18 protein-coding genes and 1 rRNA gene are annotated in these 19,162 nt (G+C 45.5%); 15 read left to right on the top strand and 4 right to left on the bottom strand.

The window, feature by feature from the left end:
- The first annotated feature begins 2 nt into the window (after positions 1-2).
- The 13 genes from WGC32_RS05740 (at position 3) to WGC32_RS05680 (ending at position 13,344) form a co-directional block, all read left to right on the top strand.
- Complete coding sequence (locus WGC32_RS05740; RefSeq protein WP_342680991.1) at positions 3-440, top strand: recombinase family protein; 438 nt, start codon at positions 3-5, stop codon at positions 438-440.
- Complete coding sequence (locus WGC32_RS05735; RefSeq protein ID WP_342680990.1) at positions 437-850, top strand: recombinase family protein; 414 nt, start codon at positions 437-439, stop codon at positions 848-850. The genes WGC32_RS05740 and WGC32_RS05735 overlap by 4 nt, the downstream gene beginning before the upstream one ends.
- Before the next feature lie 7 nt (positions 851-857).
- Positions 858-1,037: a hypothetical protein gene (locus WGC32_RS05730; protein ID WP_342680989.1), complete on the top strand. Its 180-nt coding sequence runs from the start codon at positions 858-860 to the stop codon at positions 1,035-1,037.
- Between the two features lie 86 nt (positions 1,038-1,123).
- Positions 1,124-2,665 (top strand): recombinase family protein, encoded by a 1,542-nt coding sequence (locus WGC32_RS05725; protein ID WP_342680988.1) that lies wholly within the window; start codon positions 1,124-1,126, stop codon positions 2,663-2,665.
- Between the two features lie 2 nt (positions 2,666-2,667).
- Positions 2,668-3,498, top strand: coding sequence for a recombinase family protein (locus WGC32_RS05720; protein ID WP_342680987.1), 831 nt, complete (start codon positions 2,668-2,670; stop codon positions 3,496-3,498).
- Between the two features lie 13 nt (positions 3,499-3,511).
- Complete coding sequence (locus tag WGC32_RS05715; RefSeq protein ID WP_342680986.1) at positions 3,512-5,119, top strand: recombinase family protein; 1,608 nt, start codon at positions 3,512-3,514, stop codon at positions 5,117-5,119.
- A gap of 220 nt (positions 5,120-5,339) precedes the next feature.
- The gene (locus tag WGC32_RS05710; protein ID WP_087255542.1) at positions 5,340-7,205 is read left to right on the top strand and encodes a KAP family P-loop NTPase fold protein; all 1,866 of its coding nucleotides are present in this window, start codon (positions 5,340-5,342) and stop codon (positions 7,203-7,205) included.
- Between the two features lie 2 nt (positions 7,206-7,207).
- Complete coding sequence (locus WGC32_RS05705; RefSeq protein WP_143482884.1) at positions 7,208-7,909, top strand: hypothetical protein; 702 nt, start codon at positions 7,208-7,210, stop codon at positions 7,907-7,909.
- Positions 7,893-9,275, top strand: a complete 1,383-nt coding sequence (qatC, locus tag WGC32_RS05700; protein ID WP_158099359.1) for a Qat anti-phage system QueC-like protein QatC — start codon at positions 7,893-7,895, stop codon at positions 9,273-9,275. The genes WGC32_RS05705 and qatC overlap by 17 nt, the downstream gene beginning before the upstream one ends.
- The gene (locus WGC32_RS05695) at positions 9,262-9,984 is read left to right on the top strand and encodes a TatD family hydrolase (RefSeq protein ID WP_087255549.1); all 723 of its coding nucleotides are present in this window, start codon (positions 9,262-9,264) and stop codon (positions 9,982-9,984) included. The genes qatC and WGC32_RS05695 overlap by 14 nt, the downstream gene beginning before the upstream one ends.
- A gap of 622 nt (positions 9,985-10,606) precedes the next feature.
- A complete protein-coding gene (locus WGC32_RS05690; protein ID WP_462933623.1) occupies positions 10,607-11,527 on the top strand; it encodes a ParM/StbA family protein in 921 nt (306 codons plus the stop codon).
- A gap of 14 nt (positions 11,528-11,541) precedes the next feature.
- Positions 11,542-11,799 (top strand): plasmid segregation centromere-binding protein ParR, encoded by a 258-nt coding sequence (locus tag WGC32_RS05685; protein ID WP_342680984.1) that lies wholly within the window; start codon positions 11,542-11,544, stop codon positions 11,797-11,799.
- 264 nt (positions 11,800-12,063) lie between these two features.
- Positions 12,064-13,344: a S1C family serine protease gene (locus WGC32_RS05680; protein WP_342680983.1), complete on the top strand. Its 1,281-nt coding sequence runs from the start codon at positions 12,064-12,066 to the stop codon at positions 13,342-13,344.
- Positions 13,345-13,491: 147 nt separating this feature from the next.
- Here the strand turns inward: WGC32_RS05680 and WGC32_RS05675 are convergent, their stop codons facing one another.
- On the bottom strand, positions 13,492-13,899 hold the full coding sequence (locus tag WGC32_RS05675; RefSeq protein ID WP_191483249.1) for a VOC family protein: 408 nt from the start codon (positions 13,897-13,899) through the stop codon (positions 13,492-13,494).
- A 200-nt stretch (positions 13,900-14,099) separates the two neighbouring features.
- Between WGC32_RS05675 and WGC32_RS05670 the strand changes: the two genes are divergently transcribed.
- Positions 14,100-15,335, top strand: coding sequence for a DNA polymerase Y family protein (locus WGC32_RS05670; RefSeq protein ID WP_342680982.1), 1,236 nt, complete (start codon positions 14,100-14,102; stop codon positions 15,333-15,335).
- Positions 15,336-15,423: 88 nt separating this feature from the next.
- Here the strand turns inward: WGC32_RS05670 and WGC32_RS05665 are convergent, their stop codons facing one another.
- The 3 genes from WGC32_RS05665 to metA all read right to left on the bottom strand — a co-directional run bounded on the left by WGC32_RS05665 (position 15,424) and on the right by metA (position 18,273).
- Positions 15,424-16,305 carry a pyridoxamine kinase gene (locus WGC32_RS05665; RefSeq protein WP_462933622.1) on the bottom strand — a complete coding sequence of 294 codons (882 nt, stop codon included), beginning with the start codon at positions 16,303-16,305 and terminating at the stop codon, positions 15,424-15,426.
- Between the two features lie 41 nt (positions 16,306-16,346).
- A complete protein-coding gene (locus tag WGC32_RS05660) occupies positions 16,347-17,273 on the bottom strand; it encodes a radical SAM protein (protein ID WP_342680981.1) in 927 nt (308 codons plus the stop codon).
- 73 nt (positions 17,274-17,346) lie between these two features.
- Positions 17,347-18,273, bottom strand: coding sequence for a homoserine O-acetyltransferase MetA (gene metA, locus WGC32_RS05655; RefSeq protein ID WP_191510562.1), 927 nt, complete (start codon positions 18,271-18,273; stop codon positions 17,347-17,349).
- A 539-nt stretch (positions 18,274-18,812) separates the two neighbouring features.
- On the opposite strand from metA, the gene WGC32_RS05650 reads away from it, so the two are divergent.
- Positions 18,813-19,162, top strand: a 16S ribosomal RNA gene (locus WGC32_RS05650); the annotation flags it as partial.

Below are 19,162 nucleotides of genomic sequence, written 5' to 3'. Positions count from 1 at the left end.
AGATGGACAAGAAAAATATGAAGGTGGCAGTTTATTTCCGAACAGCCACTGTGCCAATAGAGCAAAAAGTCTGGCTCTACGCCAGCTCCAAGAGCTCCGAGCAAGCAGAGTGGAGAGATTTGAGCGTGGAGGCCATGAAACATACGGCCCAGCAAAATGGCCTTGTCGTTGCCGGGGTTTCTACTGACTCCAGCAGACAGCTTCCGCCCATGGAGCGGCCCGGCGTTCAGGAAATGCTGGCGGCTGTCCATGAAGGACGGGTGGGTGCGGTGATGATGCCCAGCCTCCGTCATCTTAGCAGGGAGCTCGGTGCGATCCTCCCTGTGTTGGCCGAATTTCTAAAACAGAAGGTACACGTTCACGCCAAAGACGCCTCTGCGCTTTCCCTTCCGCTGTCTCCAAAGCCGCCCTCAAAGAGGAAAGGGGGCGATGCACGGTGAGTTTTCCATATGCAGACCGCCCCATGTGGCTGTACAGCCGTAGCAGCGACAAGCATCTGAAGGTGCTGTTCCAGCAGATGCAAAACCTGCTGGATGAAGCGGAGCGCAGAGCATACACTGTCGCAGGCACTTCGCAGGATATGGGTTCCGGCAAGAGCATGGCCAGAATGGGCCTGAAGCAGATGATGCGGGCCGTGAAAGACGGCCTTGCCCAAGCTGTCCTTGTGCAGGACCTCACCCGCCTAAGCCATGACCCCGCTATCCTTATGAAGATATTGGAGTTCCTGCAGGACCACAATGCGGTGCTGATCACCACCGAAAGCGACCTGCGGTATGAACTCTACATCAAAGGCTTGGAAAAACATTTTCTCAGGAGAGCCGCCCAAAAAGGGCTCCGGCTTCCATGGTGAGCCTACCATGGATCCTGTTTTTACTCCGGCGCTACCGTGCGAAAAGGTGATCAAGGAAATTAAATACTTTGTGCTGTTTTCCACGCTGAAAAAGTTGATGGAGCAGGGAAAAATCACAGCAGAATACTGTCAGCAAGCCAATGTTGCTATTGCCGAAAAGTACGGAGTCTCTGAGCTCAGTATTTAGTGGTTGTCGTAATAGCTATCCCATGCCGGTTGTGGTAGTGTTGGGTGTGACAAAAAAGATGTCCAGCCGGAAAGGGGGTGGCAGAGATGCCGCAGGTCAGAGTGATTCAACCCATCTCAGAGCAAGCCAAAAAGCTGCGGGTTGCCGCTTATGCCCGTGTCAGCAGCGATTCAGCCGACCAGCTGAATTCCTTTGCCACCCAGGTAGCTTATTACACCGACTTCATCCAATCCAAAGACGAATGGGAGTTTGCCGGCCTTTATGCTGACGAAGCGGTTTCCGGCACCACAGCCGACAAGCGGGACGATTTTCAACGCCTGCTTGCCGACTGCCGTGCTGGGAAAATAGATCGTATCCTTGTTAAATCCATCTCCCGGTTTGCACGAAATACCCTCGACTGCCTTCAGACCGTGCGAGAACTCAAGCAGCTTGGCGTGGCGGTGGAATTTGAAAAAGAGGGCATTGACACTGGGAATATGGGCAGCGAGATGCTGCTGAGTATTTTGGGCTCTGCCGCCCAGGAAGAATCCCTCTCCATATCGAAGAACTTGAAATGGAGTTACCGGCGCCGGATGAGATCCGGCGATTTTATTACCTGCAATGCGCCACTTGGATATTTCCTTAAAGATGGAGTCTTGGTTCCAGATCCCCAAGAGGTTCCTATAGTACAGTATATTTTTTCCAGCTATCTTGCCGGACATAGTATGGATGAGATTGCTACCTTCTTAAATGATCAGGAAGTAAAGTACAGCCGAAAGGAAATGACAAGATGGTATCGCACATCGATTCGTTACATTTTATCGAATGAAAAATATATTGGTGATTCGTTGCTTCAAAAAACATTTACCCCCAATGAGCTGCCCTTGGTCAACATTCGCAACCGAGGGCAGCTCTCGCAATTTTATGTAAAAGACTCCCATCCGGCGATTATACCATTAGAAATGTTCGAAGCTGTTCAACGCCTGATGAAAAGGCGTGCCGCTACACATACAGCAAAGCCTAAACCCGGTGGCTTCCCTTTGAGCCATATGATGAAATGCGGATTTTGCGGCAGCACATTTCAGCGTCATCTTAAAAAAGAGGGGGCTCGATGGTGCTGTTATCAGCACCGAAAGGACAAAAGCCTTTGCGTCATGGAGGTAGTGGCAGAAAGCGAAGTGTACCAAACATTTCTGCTTATGTACAACAAGCTGCTGGATAATAAAAATCTCATCTTAAGAGTAATGCTGGCACAGCTGATAGAACTTCAAAGCAAGACCACATTTGCAAGGCCAGAAATCGTAGACCTAAATCAAAAAATTTCCGACTTAGCCAGGCAGAATCATTCACTCTCCAGGTTACAGGCCAAAGGGTGCATTGACCCTGCCATTTTTATAGAGCGTAGCAACCGCAATAATAAACTGATTGAAGAACTACGGTTTGAATTGCGCCAGCTTCAAGAGCCAGACCGTGTCAGTGAAACAATCGATCAAACGAATTTATTGCTGGATCTTCTTGATGATGCCCAACCCATGCTGGAGTTTGAACCTTCTATATTTAAGAGCATGATAAAAGAGATTACCGTCTATTCTGAAAAGTTCTCTTTTGTCCTTTCCAATGGGCTGGTTCTTTGCGAAATGAGGCGATAGACATGAAAAAGATACGGAGTTGCCCCTTTGGATATCGGATGGAAAACGGGACTTATACTGTGCTGCCTGAAGAAAGGCGCCTTATTGAGCAGATATTTACTCGTTACCTTGATGGAGCCTCTCTCCAACAGCTGTCAATCATGGCAGAAAAAACAGGCTTGAAGTTCCGAGAGAATGCATCCTCTTGGAACAAAAATATGGTATCCCGAATTTTGGACAACAGCAGGTATTGGGACGGAGAACAGTATCCGCCGATTGTGGAAAGGGAGATTGCCATGAAGGTAGCTGATTTGAAACAGAGCAAAGCTTCTCCTCGCTCCCAAACACCGTTTATCCAAAAAAGAATGACCTGCCCATACTGCGGAAGTAGACTGAAGCGAAATGGGAAAAAGCCTCATCGGACTTTTTGGGACTGCAAATGCTGCCAACAACGTCTTGGCCCTATCCCTGATGATACGTTGCTTCAAGCCGTTGCAGAAAGGTTTCTTGCAGTTTGCCTAAATCCTCATATGGTGGAACCAGCAAAGGAATCTGCGGAGAGTTTATCAATACAAGCAGCCAGGTTAACCAACGAAATCAATCAGGCTATGAATCAGCGGGAGGTGGATCCGAATGAACTGCTCCCTCTCATTCTTGAGTGTGCCGCTGAAAAATACAAAACCTGCTCCATCAAGGAAGCAGACCATCTGACCATTACCCTGAAAGCCCTCTTTCAGGCACACAGCAATGACACGACCCTGGATCGGGAACTTTTTGAAAGGGCTGTGAAACAGGTGATTCTGCAGCCGGACGCATCTGTACAGCTTCGTCTGCTGAACGATATCGTGGTTTGAAAGGAGAATCTCCATGGCACAAAAAACAGTTACAGAAATCCCGGCGGACCCTCTGCTGGGTGACCTGCGAAAGCGAAAACGGAAACTACGGGTGGCTGCCTACTGCCGGGTCAGCACCGAGGAAGAAGAACAGCAGAACAGCTTTGAAGTGCAGGTGGCCTATTACACGGATAAGATCACCCATCATGAGGGCTGGCAGCTGGCCGGAATTTTTGCGGACGATGGGATCTCAGGCGTCAGCACCAAGAAAAGAGAGCAATTTAACAAAATGATTGAACTGTGCCGGAAGAAGAAAATTGACCTCATCCTGACGAAATCCATTTCCCGCTTTGCCCGTAACACCCTGGACTGCATTAAGCACGTGCGAATCCTCAAAAGCTGGGGCATTCCGGTCATCTTTGAGAAAGAAAACATTGACACCTCGAATATGAACAGCGAAATGATCCTCACCTGCCTGAGTTCCTTCGCCCAAGCTGAAAGTGAATCTATCAGTGGCAACGTGACCAAGGGCATCCGCATGGGCTACCGGCAGGGCCGGTTCAGTTTCCGATATAAAAATTTCCTGGGCTATCGCAAAGGGCCGGATGGTGAGCCGGAAATCGTGCCTGAAGAAGCGAAGATCATCCGGCTGATCGCTCAGAATTACTTAAACGGCGATAGCCTGCGTACCATAAAGGAAACCTTGGAGAGCATGGGCGTTCCAACCGCCACTGGCAATCAAAACTGGAGCACGGAAGCCATCCAACGCATCCTGCAGAATGAGAAGTACATGGGTGATGTCCTACTGCAGAAAACCTACACGGCAGATTTCATAGAAGGCAAGGTCAAGAAGAACAATGGAGAACTCCCGCAGTACTACATCAAGGACAATCATCCGGCCATCATCCCGAGGGAAATGTTTTACCAAATCCAGGAGGAAATCGCCCGCAGGAAAAGTAAAAAGCCCGCCAATGCCAAGAAAGCCAAAACCAACCGTGGGCGGTTTACCAGCAAATACGCCCTTTCGGAAAGACTTGTCTGCGGGAACTGCGGCTGCTACTTCCGAAGGGTGACATGGAGCATCCACGGACGGAAGCAAATCGTCTGGCGATGCATCAACCGGCTGGAATGCGGGCCAAAGGTTTGTAAGAACTCCCCCAGCCTCAAGGAGGATGAACTCTATTCCGCTATTCTGAAAGCCATTCGTTCCCTGGTTCAAGGCCACCGGGAAGAAATGGCAGCCACCCTGCAGGAAGCACTTGCACACTGCATCGATGGAGAAAACGAGGCAACCAATCCCCTTGTGATAGAAAACAGGCTCCATGAACTGGACAAGGACTTGGACCGGCTGCTTGCGATGGATGGGAGTGAAATCGTGGATCTGCGGATCAAGCAAATCAGCGATGAGATGCTCCAGCTGAGGCAAATGAAAAAACGTGCGGAACTGGACGCCCAGCAGGATATGGGCCGAGAAAACAAAGTCAAGGAAATCATGGAACTCATCTCCGCAGAAGATCTCGACCTTACGGAGTATTCCGACACCCTGGTGTACCGGGTGATTGAACGAGTAACCGTACTCTCCAAAGAAGAGATTTGCATCCGCTTCGTTGGTGGGTTTGAAATTACCCAGCCCCTTCACTAAGAAGCAGGCACAGAGAAATGCCGACAGCTTGGGCGTTGCCGGTGTCTCTCTGTGCCTGCTTTTCTCGTTGAGAAATGGGGAAATTTGTGGTATAATAAAAGTAATATTTGAAAGAATCATTCCATTTGCGGGAAATGATAGATTCGCGCTAACTTTAAGATATCAAGAATTGGCATAACTGCGAGGTCTTGTAAAGAATAATGTTATTGGAGGGCGTAAAATGTGGTTAGATAATGCATCTAATATTGATATGTTGTTCTACTCTCCATATGCAAACACAATTGTTAATTTTATAAAAGAACCAGAACTAACTCCCTTAACAATAGGCTTATATGGCAGCTGGGGTGCGGGAAAGTCTTCTCTACTACAACTAATCCAACAAAATATAGATCACGACACCAAAGATATTGTTTGTATCTCATTGAATGCATGGCAATTTGAAGGATACGAAGATGCAAAGGTTGCCATCATGGAATCTCTATTAAAATCATTGCAAAGCAATGAGACATTTTTTGAAAAGGCTGGAGAGAAAATTAAAAGTTTATTGTCTCGCATTGACTTTCTGAAACTTGGCAAAAACATATTGTTTAAAGGAGTCCCATATGTGGTCACTGCATTGACTGGTAATCCTATTCCAATAGCAGTCAATCTTTCTGCCGAGTTATCTAATCCAGATGATATAATTTCTAAATTGGAGACATTTAAAAATGATTATATAAAAGCTGCAGGCGATTCTGAAACGCAAACAGAAAATGTTAGAAAATTCAGAATTGAATTTGAAAAAATGTTAGCGGAGGTTACTTCCGTTAAAACACTTGTTGTTATTGTAGATGATTTAGACAGGTGTACACCGGATCGAATAATTGATACTCTCGAAGCAATAAAGCTATTCTTATCTGTAAAGAAAACCACTTTTATTGTTGCCGTAGATCAGAGAATCATTGAATATGCAGTAAACATTAAATATCCACAAAACGATGGATATGCTGTATCTACAGATTATATTGAGAAGATAATTCAATTGCCTATTAAAATTCCAGAACTATCTCCAAAAGACATTGAGAATTATCTACTGCTTTTAATCTGTCAATTGCACTTGGAAACAGAAAGCTTTGAAAAGCTAATTCGGACACTATATGATAAAAAACTTATGCTTGCAGACAAATCTCTTACATACACTGTCATTGAATCAATAATTAAAGAAACAGGTGGATCATTTAAAGCAAATTCCAATCAAACGAGTTTAGAGGAAGATGCCTCCATTATATCAAAAATCAGCTTCGCTGTTTCAAGCAGTCTAAAAGGAAACCCACGTCAGGCAAAAAGATTTCTTAACACATTTTTTGTTCGAAAGAATCTTGCTTCTCTTTATTTCGGAGCAGAAATTGATCTTTCAGTTATGGCAAAGCTCTTAGCATTGGAAACAATTGATATAAAAGCATTTAGAAAACTCTATGAATGGAATAGTGAATTTGACGGTGAAATAAAGCAGCTGAAAGAAGTGGAAACATGTATAAATAATGATAAAGAACTCAACGAAAATTATAAACTCTGGAAAAATCCAAGAGTTATTCGTTGGGTCAAAAGTGAACCTAAGAATCTTTATAAAATGGACCTAAGCAAGTACTTCTATCTATCTAGAGAATCACTATCTAGTACAGAAACTATATCCGCTTCGTTTAATGAAGCGGAACGAAAAATGTTGGCTGCAATTCAAAACTGTCTACAAGGTCAAGAAGATGCTCGCCTAGAAGAACTTAAGGATATGGAACCCGAATCTCAACGCAAGATATGCGATGCTGTGTTGGTTCATTTTAAGTCTGATACAATAAATCTAAGCATGATTAGCAGAGTGTACAAAGAATACCCAGATTACCAATCAGATATAGTTGACGCGCTGAAAGCAAAGCCTAACTCATTTTTTGGCCCGTCATCGGTACCACATATTACCCGAATGTATAGTGCGAATGCTACACAAATTAGTAGTCTACTTGATGATTTGGAAAAAAGCCAAAAGATTTCGCAAGTAATTAAATCACAAATTGCAAGTGGAAATTTTGCTGCTAAGGCTGTTGATCGGAGATAAAAATGGGAACATCTAAAGGATATATTGCCCCGTCTACTCCTCACTGGGCACAGGCAAAACGAGGAGTATCTATGTATATTAACAATCCATCAAGTGCCGTAAAGAGCGCTGCTGCATCAAAATATGCCAAGGCTATAAACACCGAAGGATATGCCAATAGCCGGGTTGCCCACGTCTTCGCTGGATTTGCAAGTTTTGCATCAAATAGCAGTTCCAATGGTTACGCCACCGCTCTTCGAGACATTGGACGAGAAGATATACTAGCCATGGATCCAGAGGATGCAATAAACGAATTGACTCTTCATTTTGCTAACAATGGCGAAACCATTGACGATGCTATTGCTTTAGATTGCATTTCTGAAACCCTTTCTGTCCTTAATATTCAAAAGATTGAAGATTTAAATAATATAGAAATTAATGGATTTATTAAGGAAATGGTATGTCAATTTGCAAAGCTAAAATTTGCACAATTATTTGATAAGCAAATTCGGAATAAATGCCCTAATATTGTTCAAGCAAATCAGCGTATTGCAGAAATGCAAGACTATATTTACTATACCATGGAACTTACTTTAACTAGTGAGATTCTTGCCTCAATCAATCCACATAACCTTTCGAATGAAACCATAGTTCAAGATATATTAAAAAAGGGTTTTGAACTGATGGAACTATATTATGGTGATTCATATGAAAATCTGGATTAACAAATGTATCGAAAAAGAAAAAAGTACTTATTTCAATGACGCAATTACATTTAATTTAAATGTTCCTGGAAAAGGCGGACTTATTGCGTCAAATATACGTGATGGATGGTACAGAAAACTTGGCATTCAGAGTGTATCGCCAATCTGCGAAGATTTATATATTCTCGCATTATCTGTGTTTGCAGCAGATAAAAGAATATCTCGTTCTTTTTCGTCCGATGGATGGACGCGTAAGTTACATCTTTCTATTCCGGTTATAGAATATTCTCATTGGAATTCAGTGCGTACCAGCTTAGAAAAAATGCTCTCATTTCTTTCGGGAGATATTTGGACAATTGATTTCAGAGAATGTGAACCTACTAATCGTTACCAAGATAATCATAAACGACCTCCCCAAAAATTAGTATCTCTTGAAGAATATGACGCAGTATCCCTTCTTTCAGGAGGGTTGGACTCATATTGTGGCGCATATGAATTGTTGTCACAGGGCAAAAACGTTATATTTGTCGGGTTTAAGGAATTCGGAAAACTTGAACAGATACAAAACGAAATAGTACATCACTTTAATGAAAGTTTTCCAGAAACATCAAAAATGCTATTTACGTTTACCGCAAAAGCATATAAGCCACTAGGAATTGAGAAATTACCGGCAGAAAACACGAGCAGAAGTAGATCGTTCTTATTCTTAGCCGCTGCGATTTGTGTCGCTGAAGCAATAGGAGCTAATACACCCGTTTACATACCTGAAAACGGATTTATTGGCCTTAATCTTCCTCTAACTCCAGGGAGAAAAGGAAGCTGTAGCACCCGAACAACGCATCCCTATTTTTTGAAAATGCTGAATCAGCTTTTTTTACAGTTGGGGATTAGTCACAAAATAATTAACCCCTATGCTTTTATGACTAAACGTGAGATGATTCAAGAGCATAAAGATACCAAAGGCTTTCTTGATTGTGTGTCTAAAACAATATCATGCTCACACCCTTGTAATACGCGTTGGCACGGAAAATCACAACCAGAAAATTGCGGATATTGTTATCCATGTCTAATTCGGCAATCTTCACTTCTCGACGTGATAGTCCCAAACGAACACTACACATTTAATGCTCTTTCATATGACTATATTTTGTCTGCAACGGATTCAAGACGTTCAGATTTGGTCGACCTTCTGAGTTCTATCAGCGCGGCAGTAAAATCTACGGATCAAGCGCTACTAAAACGAATTAAACAAACAGGACAGTTGTCGAAGGAAGAGTCATTAGCCTTTCTAAGGCTATACAAAGCGACTATTAGCGATCTTTTGGAACTTTTTTCAAGGGACAAGGATCTTATGCGAATGATAGGGATAGAATATGCATCTAATTGATACACATTTTCATTTGGATTACTACAAAAATCATAAATATTGGTATGATCAAATTAATAAATTGCAGCAATACACTTTATGCGTAACAAATTCTCCTGAAGTATACTATTCTTGCAGAAAACTGTATCCCGAAACCAAATTTGTTAAATTTGCATTGGGATATAATCCTCAACAAAGCTCTGAAGTCAATTTTTCTAAAAGCGCCTTTCTACATGGGCTGTCTACTACACAATATATCGGAGAGGTTGGTCTTGACTTTTCTAAGAGGTTCATTGGTACAAAGCAAAAGCAGCTTAATATTTTCGACTTTATTTGTCGTAAATCTGCAGAACAAAATAAACTTTTAAGTGTTCATTCGAGGATGGCTGAATATGATACGCTCAGAATTTTGCTGAGACACAAAGTTTCTAAGGCAATTATCCATTGGTATTCCGGCAATGTTGGAATAATGCACCATTTTTTAAATGCAGGATACTATTTTTCAGTTAATTCTAGTATGTGTACAACAACTAACGGCCAAAAAATATTATCACAGATTCCAATGGAAAGATTACTCGTTGAAAGTGATGGCCCATTTTCAAAAATCGGCACCAAAAGGTATACTCCCACAGACTTACAATCAACGTATGACCTAATCAGCGATACTCTTGGGGTACAAAATATTACGTATATTGTTTATCATAATTTTAAACGACTACTTGCGGACTAATTTCTGTAATTAATAACATAACTCGGAATTTGGAACTCAAGAATGAGACCTCCAAAAAAATCAGAAGATCATACTATATAAACGAAGATGAATCTCTTCTGAATCCAGAAGTCTCATTTTCAGCTGGTATCTTTTTTGTCAACGCTTCCCATGAAGGGTTGACAAAAAAGATGTCAACCCTTTTTTCTTAGTATTCATGCGGGTTTGCGGGCTTTTGGACGGAAAATCCGCAAAACGGTTTTACCGTGGATGTCCAAGGCAAAATCCGCAGCGAAACCCCACAAGCGGGGCTTCCGCCTGATTTTTCAGGTCGGAGGCCCCGCTTTTTTGCGTTCTGCGGATCTTTTCCCCGTTGTCAAATGTGTAGAAGTTTCCGGCAGGTTCATAGATAGATTGACGAAAGCCCAAAACGGCACAAAATCAAGCCCTCAAAATACAAGGGGGTAGTGCGCCCTTTTTCAGGAACTCTCCGGCTGGCAGGCCGGGGAGTTTTTTGCGCTCCCCCCCTCTCACACTCTCCCCCCTAAATACTTTACCAGCTGGGAAAGAACAAGATATGCCTCGCTCTTAACCAGCAGGAAACCAAGTTTTAGGCAACAGCCAAGAAAGGATGAGCAAAACCATGAACATCGGCATCGACCATGGCTACTACGCCATCAAGACCCGGCATTTTTCTTTCCCAGCCGGTATCACCGCCTATTCCCATGAACCCTACACTCTTCAGAACACGCTGGAGTACGGTGGAAAGTTCTTCGTGTGCGGGACCGGCAGGCAGCCGATCCTGCGAAACAAGATGGAGAACGAGAACTACTACCTGCTGACCCTTGCGGCCATCGCCAAAGAAATCCAGCAGCGGGGCGCCAAGACGGAGTGTTCCGTCACCATCGCAGCCGGCCTTCCTCTGGCCGGGTTTGGCCGGGAGAAGAAGTCTTTCCGGGAGTACCTTCGCCCTTCTTCCCAGCCGGTAGACTTCAAGTTCGAGGGCATCCCCTACAAAGTGACCATCGAGGATGTGAAGCTGTTCCCACAGGGGTATTCCGCCCTGATGATCCATCCGGAACTCCTCCAGAACGAACCCTCCGTCCTGCTCATGGACATCGGCGGCTGGACGGTGGACCTGATGCGGCTGGACAACAATGTTCCCAACGCCGCCACCTGCCGGAGCCTGGAACTGGGGATGATCCGCTGCATCGACGAGGTGAAAGAACAGGTTCGCCGGGATGTGGGGCTGTCCGTTACCGACGCCCAGGTGGAGCGGGTGCTGGCGGGAAAGCCCTGCAGCATGGACGAGGACGCCCGCGGCATCATCCAAAAGCAGGGCCGCCTCTACACCGAGCGCCTTCTCTCAGCGGCTATGGAAGCGGGGTTTGACCTCAAGGCCATCCCGGTGGTGATGCTGGGCGGCGGCGCAGCGGTGGTCAAGCGCAACGTCGCCCCCCAGGACGGCCTGTGTCGGGTTTTTGCCCTTTTAGACGACCGTGTGAACGCCGAAGGATTCGAGCGGATTTTGGGGCGTTTGTCGGGCGGTGTGGGCCAGGGATGAGCAGGCCCCTTTTTATGTTCCGCCCAAACCTCCAGAATGAGGACCACCGCCGGGCATGGGCTCTGCTGCAGGCTGTGCCGGAAGGCCAGAAAAGCGCCTTTCTGGTGAAAGCGATTCTGGACAGCGCCAGGCAGGACGCCTTGGAGTCCACCCTGCGCCGCATCCTGCGGGAAGAACTTCAGGCTGTCCCTTCCCAGCCGGTACGGCAGCCGGAGGAAACCATCCCACAGGAGATGCTGGGCTTCCTCAACACCCTCATGGATGATGAGTAAAATCCCCCAAAGCAGCCCCCAACATAGCCGTTATTGCTTGTGACGTTTGTTGCCCCTGCTTTGGCTGAAAGGTTGTTGGTCTTGGTAATAGCTTTCTCTTCGCTCTTCGGATATGCTTGTGTTGCCCGAAAGGGAAAGAACCAAGCAAAGGAGCGATGGACGTTGGAAACCAAGGGCGTGACCTGTAAAATCCCGCTGGACCTGCACAACAGGATCAGCGAGGAGATCCGGGAAACAGAAAGCACCATGAGCAAGTGTTTTTAGATGTTAGGCAACGATTACAAATGGAATGAACGTTTTAAAAATTTCAAGGGTACTGCACCTGAACAAGATGGAAAAAACGCCTCTTTAACCCATTGGAGAGAAATACCCGAAATTCCTGTGGTATCCTCCGAAGGCGGGATAGATGGTAAAGTAGCCCAAAGGAAGCCTGGATTTAAAGAGATGAAAATCGCTATGTGCTATATTTTGGCTGGAGCAATTCTAGGTGCGGGAATATTATATGGAGCTGGAAAAATTCCAGGAACCGCAGCGCAGGTTAATCTGAGTAGCCGTACCGTGCAGCAGGTATCCGTAAAAGCAGTTGACAGCTCAATGAAGATGTCAACGGCTGAAGTCTATGCGGCAAATGTCAACAGTGTGGTATCTATCAACTGTTCCGGAGCTACTACAAACTATTTCGGCCAGTCGGTTCCATATGCTTCCTCTGGTTCTGGCTTTATTATCACCAATGATGGTTACATCATGACAAATGCACATGTAGTTGATGGAGCAAACAATATTAAGGTCACCCTTTATTCTGGTTCTACTTATGATGCTACAGTTGTAGGCAGTGATACAGATTACGATATTGCAGTATTAAAGATCAACGCGAACGGTTTATCTGCGGTTACAATAGGTGATTCCTCTGGAGTGAACGTAGGAGATTTTGCGCTTGTCATTGGAAATCCATTGGGAGAACTTACCTTTTCAATGAGCAGCGGAATTATCTCCTGTGCAAATCGTACGATCAATATTTCGGGAGTTCCCTACCAAATGATTCAAGTGGATACTTCTATTAATGCGGGAGATTCCGGTGGCCCTCTTTTAAATGAGTATGGCGAAATAATTGGGGTGGTTTCCGCTAAATATTCCAGTTATGCCACGAATCCTGTGGAAGGACTCGGATTTGCAATTCCCATCAATGATGCCTTTTCGGTTGCCAAGGATCTTATGACTAATAAAAGTGTGACCAATAAGGCATGCATTGGCATCACAGCAGCAACCCTTCCGCAAGCCTTTGCTCAGCAAAATGGGCTGCATGGAGGGGTATATGTATATTCGGTCGATAAAGGTAGTGCAGCTGAAACAGCAGGATTACAAAGTGGTGATGCGATTGTCAAAATGGATGGGACAAATATAACCTCAATGCAAGAGCTCTCTGCTGTTAAGAAGCATCACAGTGCAGGCGATACTGTAAAAGTCGAAATTATTCGAAATAATCAAATACTTCAGCTATCGTTGACATTTGAAGCGCAACCCTCACTTTCTTCTCAGAGCAATTAAAACAGTCTTAAAAATAGAAGAAGTTACTATGTGAAAATATTATTTATAAGGTGTAAATAACAGTAAAGGCCGTTGGCTATAGCCAACGGCCTTTACTGTAGGTGATAAAATTTAATATCTGGGGAAAACCCTTAAAGGAAGAGTTTTTTAATCGTTGTCCTTAAAATGACGGTGAACACTCCTATCGGTTAGTTCCATAAATTCAATAAAGTTTCCATCGGGATCCTGGAGCCAAGCGCATTTTGAGTTACAACAGGCGACAAAAGCGGTATCAAGTGGCTTATCTTTGGCAAGAGCGCCTTCTGGACCGTTATAGCACAGCACACCGCGGGTTTTCAGTTCAGCCAGTACCGCATCCAGATCATCCACTTGAAGAGAAATATGGAAAAAACTCTGGCCGGGTTGTTGCGAAATATTCTTGGATGGGAATAACTCGATAAACTGCTCGTGGGCGGCCTCAAGGTATTGAATCCAGATTGAACCATCGTCATTTTTAAAATTAAATGCTTTTCGCATTCCCAATTTGTTGCAATAAAAATCTAAGGATTTTTCCAGGTCATTGACATGTTATTAATTTAGTATGTAGTAAAAAGTTGTTTTGGCTCTGATGAAAAAAGGCCTCCCGATATATGACATCGGAAGGCTTTAAAGAATCTATTGTTAGAAATAGATTTTATTTTTTAGGAAAGGGACTTTACAAGAACATGCGTTCAGATATATAATAAAGAAAACGAATGTTTTTTCGAGGTGATCTTATGGAACGGGTCATTCTTCACTGTGATCTAAACAATTTCTATGCCTCGGTAGAATGCGTACAAAATGAATCTTTAAAGCAGATTCCTATGGCGGTCTGCGGCAGGGAGGACGAGCGCCATGGTATTGTGTTAGCAAAAAACGAACTGGCCAAGCAGTTTGACATCCGCACCGGAGAACCGGTATGGCAAGCCCGCCGCAAATGTCCGGAATTGGTGATTGTACCGCCCCATCCCAGGGAATACCTGCGCTATTCCAAAATGGTACAGGAAATCTACAGCCGTTATACCGATTTGGTGCAGCCTTTTGGCATTGACGAATGCTGGCTAGATGTGACAGGAAGCCAGCGGCTTTTTGGAGGCGGGGAGGAAATCGCTTATCAGATCAAAGATACGGTAAAGAAAGAAACGGGACTGTGCATTTCGGTGGGGGTCAGCTTCAATAAAATTTTTGCCAAATTGGGAAGTGACTTAAAAAAGCCGGATGCGGTTACCGTCATCTCCCGGGAGGACTTCCGCCAAAAAATATGGGGCCTTCCGGCCGCCGATCTGCTGGGAGTGGGCCATCATACGGACAAACGTCTACAGAGTGTGGGGATTTCCTGTATCGGGGATATAGCAGCGGCGGATTGCAGTTATATGAAACGACTTTTGGGAAAAAATGGGGAGCTGCTTTGGCTATACGCCAGGGGGGAGGACCGAAGCCCTGTCACTCCTGTAGGATATGAACCGCCGATTAAAAGCATCGGACGCAGTACTACCTGCACCGCCAATCTGGAAAATATGGAGGAAGTAAAAAAGGTAGTATTGGCCCTTAGTGAAGAGGTATGCAGAGAGTTGCGCAGGCATCAGTGCAAGGCCTCTGTGGTAACGGCCCATGTAAAGGATACTAGTTTACAGGTATGGGAATACAGCGGCCACTTCTTTACACCAGAGCGTACAGTGGCGGAATTTTCCAAGACGGCCACCCGGCTCATTGAGGAACATTACAGCTGGAACCGGGACATCCGTGCCGTGGGCGTCCGGGCTTGTAAGCTAACGGATGACATATTTTGCGGGCAAACTTGTTTGGGACAGGACCCTTACGCACAGGAAAAGATCGAAAGGCTGGAAAAAAGCATCGATCATGTGCGGGAGAAATATGGGAAAAAATCAGTGATGCGGGCCACCCTCTTGGGAAGGACCAAAATTGCCGATTTTGACAGGAAGATCAGGACACTTCCGGGAAATATAATGTAAAGACGAAAACCTATACAGGATAAAAGGGACAGGGAGTGCCTGAAGGCACTCCCTGTCCCTTTTTAGATTTGTATTGTGGAATGGATGATTACAGCATCTCATACCCGCTGATGAGCACCGGCATCTTTAGAATACCTAGCTCCTTTTCCAGAAGAACACCGTTGCGTTTGGGATAATCAAAACCATAGCTCGCTTTGATGCACTGGGAGATAAACTGAACAGCCCGGTCAATGGCGACGGGCAGACTGTCTCCCTGCAGGAGGCTCCCGATAACAACACTGGCGAAGGTATCTCCAGTGCCGGGATAGGAGGCGGGAATGTACCGGCATCCCACCTTCCAAAAGGCGTGATTTCTTCTGTCATAGGCCACTACATTGGTGTTGCCGGAAGACTGTTCCTCCGGAGCACTGGTGATGATGACAACATCCGGCCCCATCTCGCTGAGACGGAGCAACCACTGCTTGATTTCTTCATCGCTGATCCTGTCTTTGCAGGATTCTCCCAATAAAAAGGCGGCTTCGGTGAAGTTAGGGGTAATGATATCCGCCTTGGCAATCAGCCCTTTCATCTGAGGGATGATCTCTTCGGTCATGGAGCTGTAAAGTGAGCCATTATCCCCCATGACAGGATCTACCACCACCAAATTATCCGGAGTACCAAAATAGTCTATGAAATCGGCCACAATATGGATCTGCCGGGTGGAGCCCAGAAATCCGGAGTAGACACAATCGAAATGAAGTCCCAGCCGCTTCCAGTGATCGATATATTCCTCCATAGAATCGGTGAGATCCACAAAGCTGTAGTGGTCGAAGCCGCCGGTATGATTGGAGAGGATCGCTGTGGGCAGGGGACAGACCTGTACGCCCATTGTGGATAGGGTGGGGATGATCGAACAGAGAGACGCCCTTCCAAATCCCGATAAATCGTGGATTGCCGCTACTTTTTTGATAGAATCTTCCACATTTACCATCCTTTTAGTATTATTTGATATAATTTATACAATTAGTAAGTCTATTTGCGTCGGAAAGAAAGAATTCCTTTATAATCGACACATTCTACACGAGAATCATGCCGCAGCTTGTCGAGGATACTGTTCTTGTTGGAGACACAGCGGCTTTCCAGAAAACTTGCCACCTCAAACTGGTTCATAGGGTGCCGGGCAATAATAGAAAGGATGGCCTCATAATCATCTGGGATCTCGCTGAAGAAGGACCCGGCGCTGAGCATATCAATGGAGATGGCACCCAGCTTTTCCACTGCGTATTGAATAGAGTCTGGGGAAGCGACCCGAACATCCGGTTCAGCCGGGGGACGGACTGGGGTGTTGATATACACCCGGTCATAGCGGATCTTTTGAAGGATCTGGGCAAAGTGATCAATAGAATCCTGACTGTCGTTAACGCCTCCGCAGAGCATAATTTCCACCCAGAGTTGTCCGGTATACTCATGGGAGAAATCCACAAGGCCCTGCTGGATTTTCTGAAAGTCCAGGGATCCCAAGGGACGATCGACGGCCCGGAAGGTTTCTTCATCCCAAGCGTCCAGAGAGGGGAGGACAATATCACATTGCGCCAGCTCTTTCCGCACCTGGGGATCCCAGAGCAGAGCGCCGTTGGTGATGACGGCCACCGGCTTATCTGTGCGCTGTTTTACCTGATCGATTAATTCCCCCAGCCCAGCGTAAAGGGTAGGTTCTCCCTCCCCGACAATGGTAACGACGTCAAATTTATCCGCATCCTTAAGATACAGTTCGAATTCTCCGATGATTTCTTCCACCGGATAAAACGCCTGGCGGCTGCCGGTCATATGATTGGTACGGCCCAGCTGGCAGTAGGTACAGGAATAGTTGCAGGTTTTAGGCGGAATGGGGCTCAGTCCCAAAGAATTTCCCAGCCGCCGGGAGGGGACAGGCCCAAAAGCGTGTTGCAACGGCTCCATCATGATCACCTCATTTAGAATAGATATAAAAAGCAGAGGGGAATTGCCCTCTGCCTATAGAAATTCCTGCGGATTATATCTCTTTTTCAATCTTTGAAAGGTCAAAGGGAGTGCTCTGATAGACAAAATAGTTGAGCCAGTTGGAAAAAAGAAGATTGGCATGTCCGCGCCAGATATGTAACGGCGTTTTTTGGGGGTCATCGCCAGGGAAATAATATTTCGGTACCTGGATCGGCAACCCCAGATTCACATCCCGGAAATACTCGGTGGCCAAGGTATCCCGGTCGTATTCAGAATGTCCGGTGACAAAAAACTGACGTCCGTTTTTCTTTCCTACTATATAAATACCAGCCTCTTCCGACTCCGCTAGAATCTCCAGCTTAGAATGCTTTTCAATATCTTCCCGCAGAATGGTGGTGTGGCGGGAATGAGGCGCCATAAACCGCTCATCAAATCCTCGGAGCAGAGGGTGGTCAGGCACCAAGGTAGTGTGGGGAAAGATACCAAACATTTTATGTGGAAGGGGATGCTTGGGAATACCATAATGATAGTAAAGTCCAGCCTGGGCACCCCAGCAGATATGGAAGGTAGAATAAACATTGGTTTTACTCCAAGCCATAATCTGGCAAAGTTCCGGCCAATAATCTACCTCTTCAAAATCCATCTGCTCTACCGGCGCGCCGGTGATAATCATACCGTCAAAACGCTCGTCCTTGATATCGTCAAAGGTTTTATAGAATTTGAGCAGATGCTCGCTGGGGGTATTCTTAGAAACATGGGAAGCAGTGAGCAGGAGCTCAATATCCACCTGGATCGGGGAATTGCTCAGTAGCCGCAGAAGCTGTGTTTCTGTTTCAATTTTTTTAGGCATCAGATTGAGGATCACGATGCGCAGCGGCCGAATATCCTGATGAGTAGCGCGATGCTCATTGATGACAAAGATATTTTCACTTTCTAGTACGGCCTGCGCGGGCAATCCGTCAGGAATATTGATTGGCATAATTTCCTCCGTCTTGTGGCAATCTACTAATATTATATAGGGATTAGTTCAATTATAACCATTCACTTGCCTGATTACAAGAGAGAAAATCCTTGACGAGAAGCAAGAGATATGCAATCATGGGATAAAAAGTGGAGAAAAATAAGGAAGAATCGAGAGAAAGATAAGATTTTGAAAAAAAGATCAAATTTTTGGCCAAAAAGGTATTGACTACCGAAACAAGCTATGCTAAAATAAACAAGCTGTCTCGGAGAGAGGGCCGGGAGGCCGGAAAAGAGCTGAGATAGCGAAAAAAGATTTGGGAAATATATTGACACCGCATAGGAAATGTGGTACAATATAAGTCCTGGCTGAGGGGAACCTCAGCGGCGGACCTTGAAAATTGAACAACATTTGAACCAAGAACAAAGACCCTTGGAAACGAATTTGAGTAGAGTAATTCTACGGACGTGAACATTAGCAAGCTAGTGTAGCGTTAAAGAAGCTTGGAAGAGCTTTGTTAAAGTGATTTGAAGCGCGAGAGCGCTTTAGATACCATTTTGATAAAGAGTTTGATCCTGGCTCAGGACGAACGCTGGCGGCGCGCCTAACACATGCAAGTCGAACGGAGCTATTTTGGAAGAACCCTTCGGGGGGACTCTGGCTTAGCTTAGTGGCGGACGGGTGAGTAACACGTGAGCAACCTGCCTCTCAGAGGGGGATAACGTTTGGAAACGAACGCTAATACCGCATGACATCATTTTCCCGCATGGGGAGATGATCAAAGGAGCAATCCGCTGAGAGATGGGCTCGCGTCCGATTAGATAGTTGGCGGGATAACAGCCCACCAAGTCGACGATCGGTAGCCGGACTGAGAGGTTGATCGGCCACATTGGGACTGAGACACGGC

This window comes from Zongyangia acetica (assembly GCF_038739695.1).
Lineage (GTDB): Bacteria > Bacillota > Clostridia > Oscillospirales > Ruminococcaceae > Zongyangia > Zongyangia gallinarum.
This window is presented reverse-complemented; position numbering and strand designations above follow the sequence as displayed.

What these genes read in the sequence shown, in the direction of transcription:
- WGC32_RS05730 (WP_342680989.1), top strand. Translation starts at nt 858, where the DNA reads ATGGATCCTGTTTTTACTCCGGCGCTACCGTGCGAAAAGGTGATCAAG.
- metA (WP_191510562.1), bottom strand. Translation starts at nt 18,273, where the DNA reads ATGCCAATCAATATTCCTGACGGATTGCCCGCGCAGGCCGTACTAGAA.
- WGC32_RS05715 (WP_342680986.1), top strand. Translation starts at nt 3,512, where the DNA reads ATGGCACAAAAAACAGTTACAGAAATCCCGGCGGACCCTCTGCTGGGT.
- WGC32_RS05670 (WP_342680982.1), top strand. Translation starts at nt 14,100, where the DNA reads ATGGAACGGGTCATTCTTCACTGTGATCTAAACAATTTCTATGCCTCG.
- WGC32_RS05690 (WP_462933623.1), top strand. Translation starts at nt 10,607, where the DNA reads ATGAACATCGGCATCGACCATGGCTACTACGCCATCAAGACCCGGCAT.
- WGC32_RS05710 (WP_087255542.1), top strand. Translation starts at nt 5,340, where the DNA reads ATGTGGTTAGATAATGCATCTAATATTGATATGTTGTTCTACTCTCCA.
- WGC32_RS05685 (WP_342680984.1), top strand. Translation starts at nt 11,542, where the DNA reads ATGTTCCGCCCAAACCTCCAGAATGAGGACCACCGCCGGGCATGGGCT.
- WGC32_RS05695 (WP_087255549.1), top strand. Translation starts at nt 9,262, where the DNA reads ATGCATCTAATTGATACACATTTTCATTTGGATTACTACAAAAATCAT.
- WGC32_RS05660 (WP_342680981.1), bottom strand. Translation starts at nt 17,273, where the DNA reads ATGGAGCCGTTGCAACACGCTTTTGGGCCTGTCCCCTCCCGGCGGCTG.
- WGC32_RS05725 (WP_342680988.1), top strand. Translation starts at nt 1,124, where the DNA reads ATGCCGCAGGTCAGAGTGATTCAACCCATCTCAGAGCAAGCCAAAAAG.
- WGC32_RS05740 (WP_342680991.1), top strand. Translation starts at nt 3, where the DNA reads ATGGACAAGAAAAATATGAAGGTGGCAGTTTATTTCCGAACAGCCACT.
- WGC32_RS05720 (WP_342680987.1), top strand. Translation starts at nt 2,668, where the DNA reads ATGAAAAAGATACGGAGTTGCCCCTTTGGATATCGGATGGAAAACGGG.
- qatC (WP_158099359.1), top strand. Translation starts at nt 7,893, where the DNA reads ATGAAAATCTGGATTAACAAATGTATCGAAAAAGAAAAAAGTACTTAT.
- WGC32_RS05705 (WP_143482884.1), top strand. Translation starts at nt 7,208, where the DNA reads ATGGGAACATCTAAAGGATATATTGCCCCGTCTACTCCTCACTGGGCA.
- WGC32_RS05665 (WP_462933622.1), bottom strand. Translation starts at nt 16,305, where the DNA reads ATGGTAAATGTGGAAGATTCTATCAAAAAAGTAGCGGCAATCCACGAT.
- WGC32_RS05680 (WP_342680983.1), top strand. Translation starts at nt 12,064, where the DNA reads ATGTTAGGCAACGATTACAAATGGAATGAACGTTTTAAAAATTTCAAG.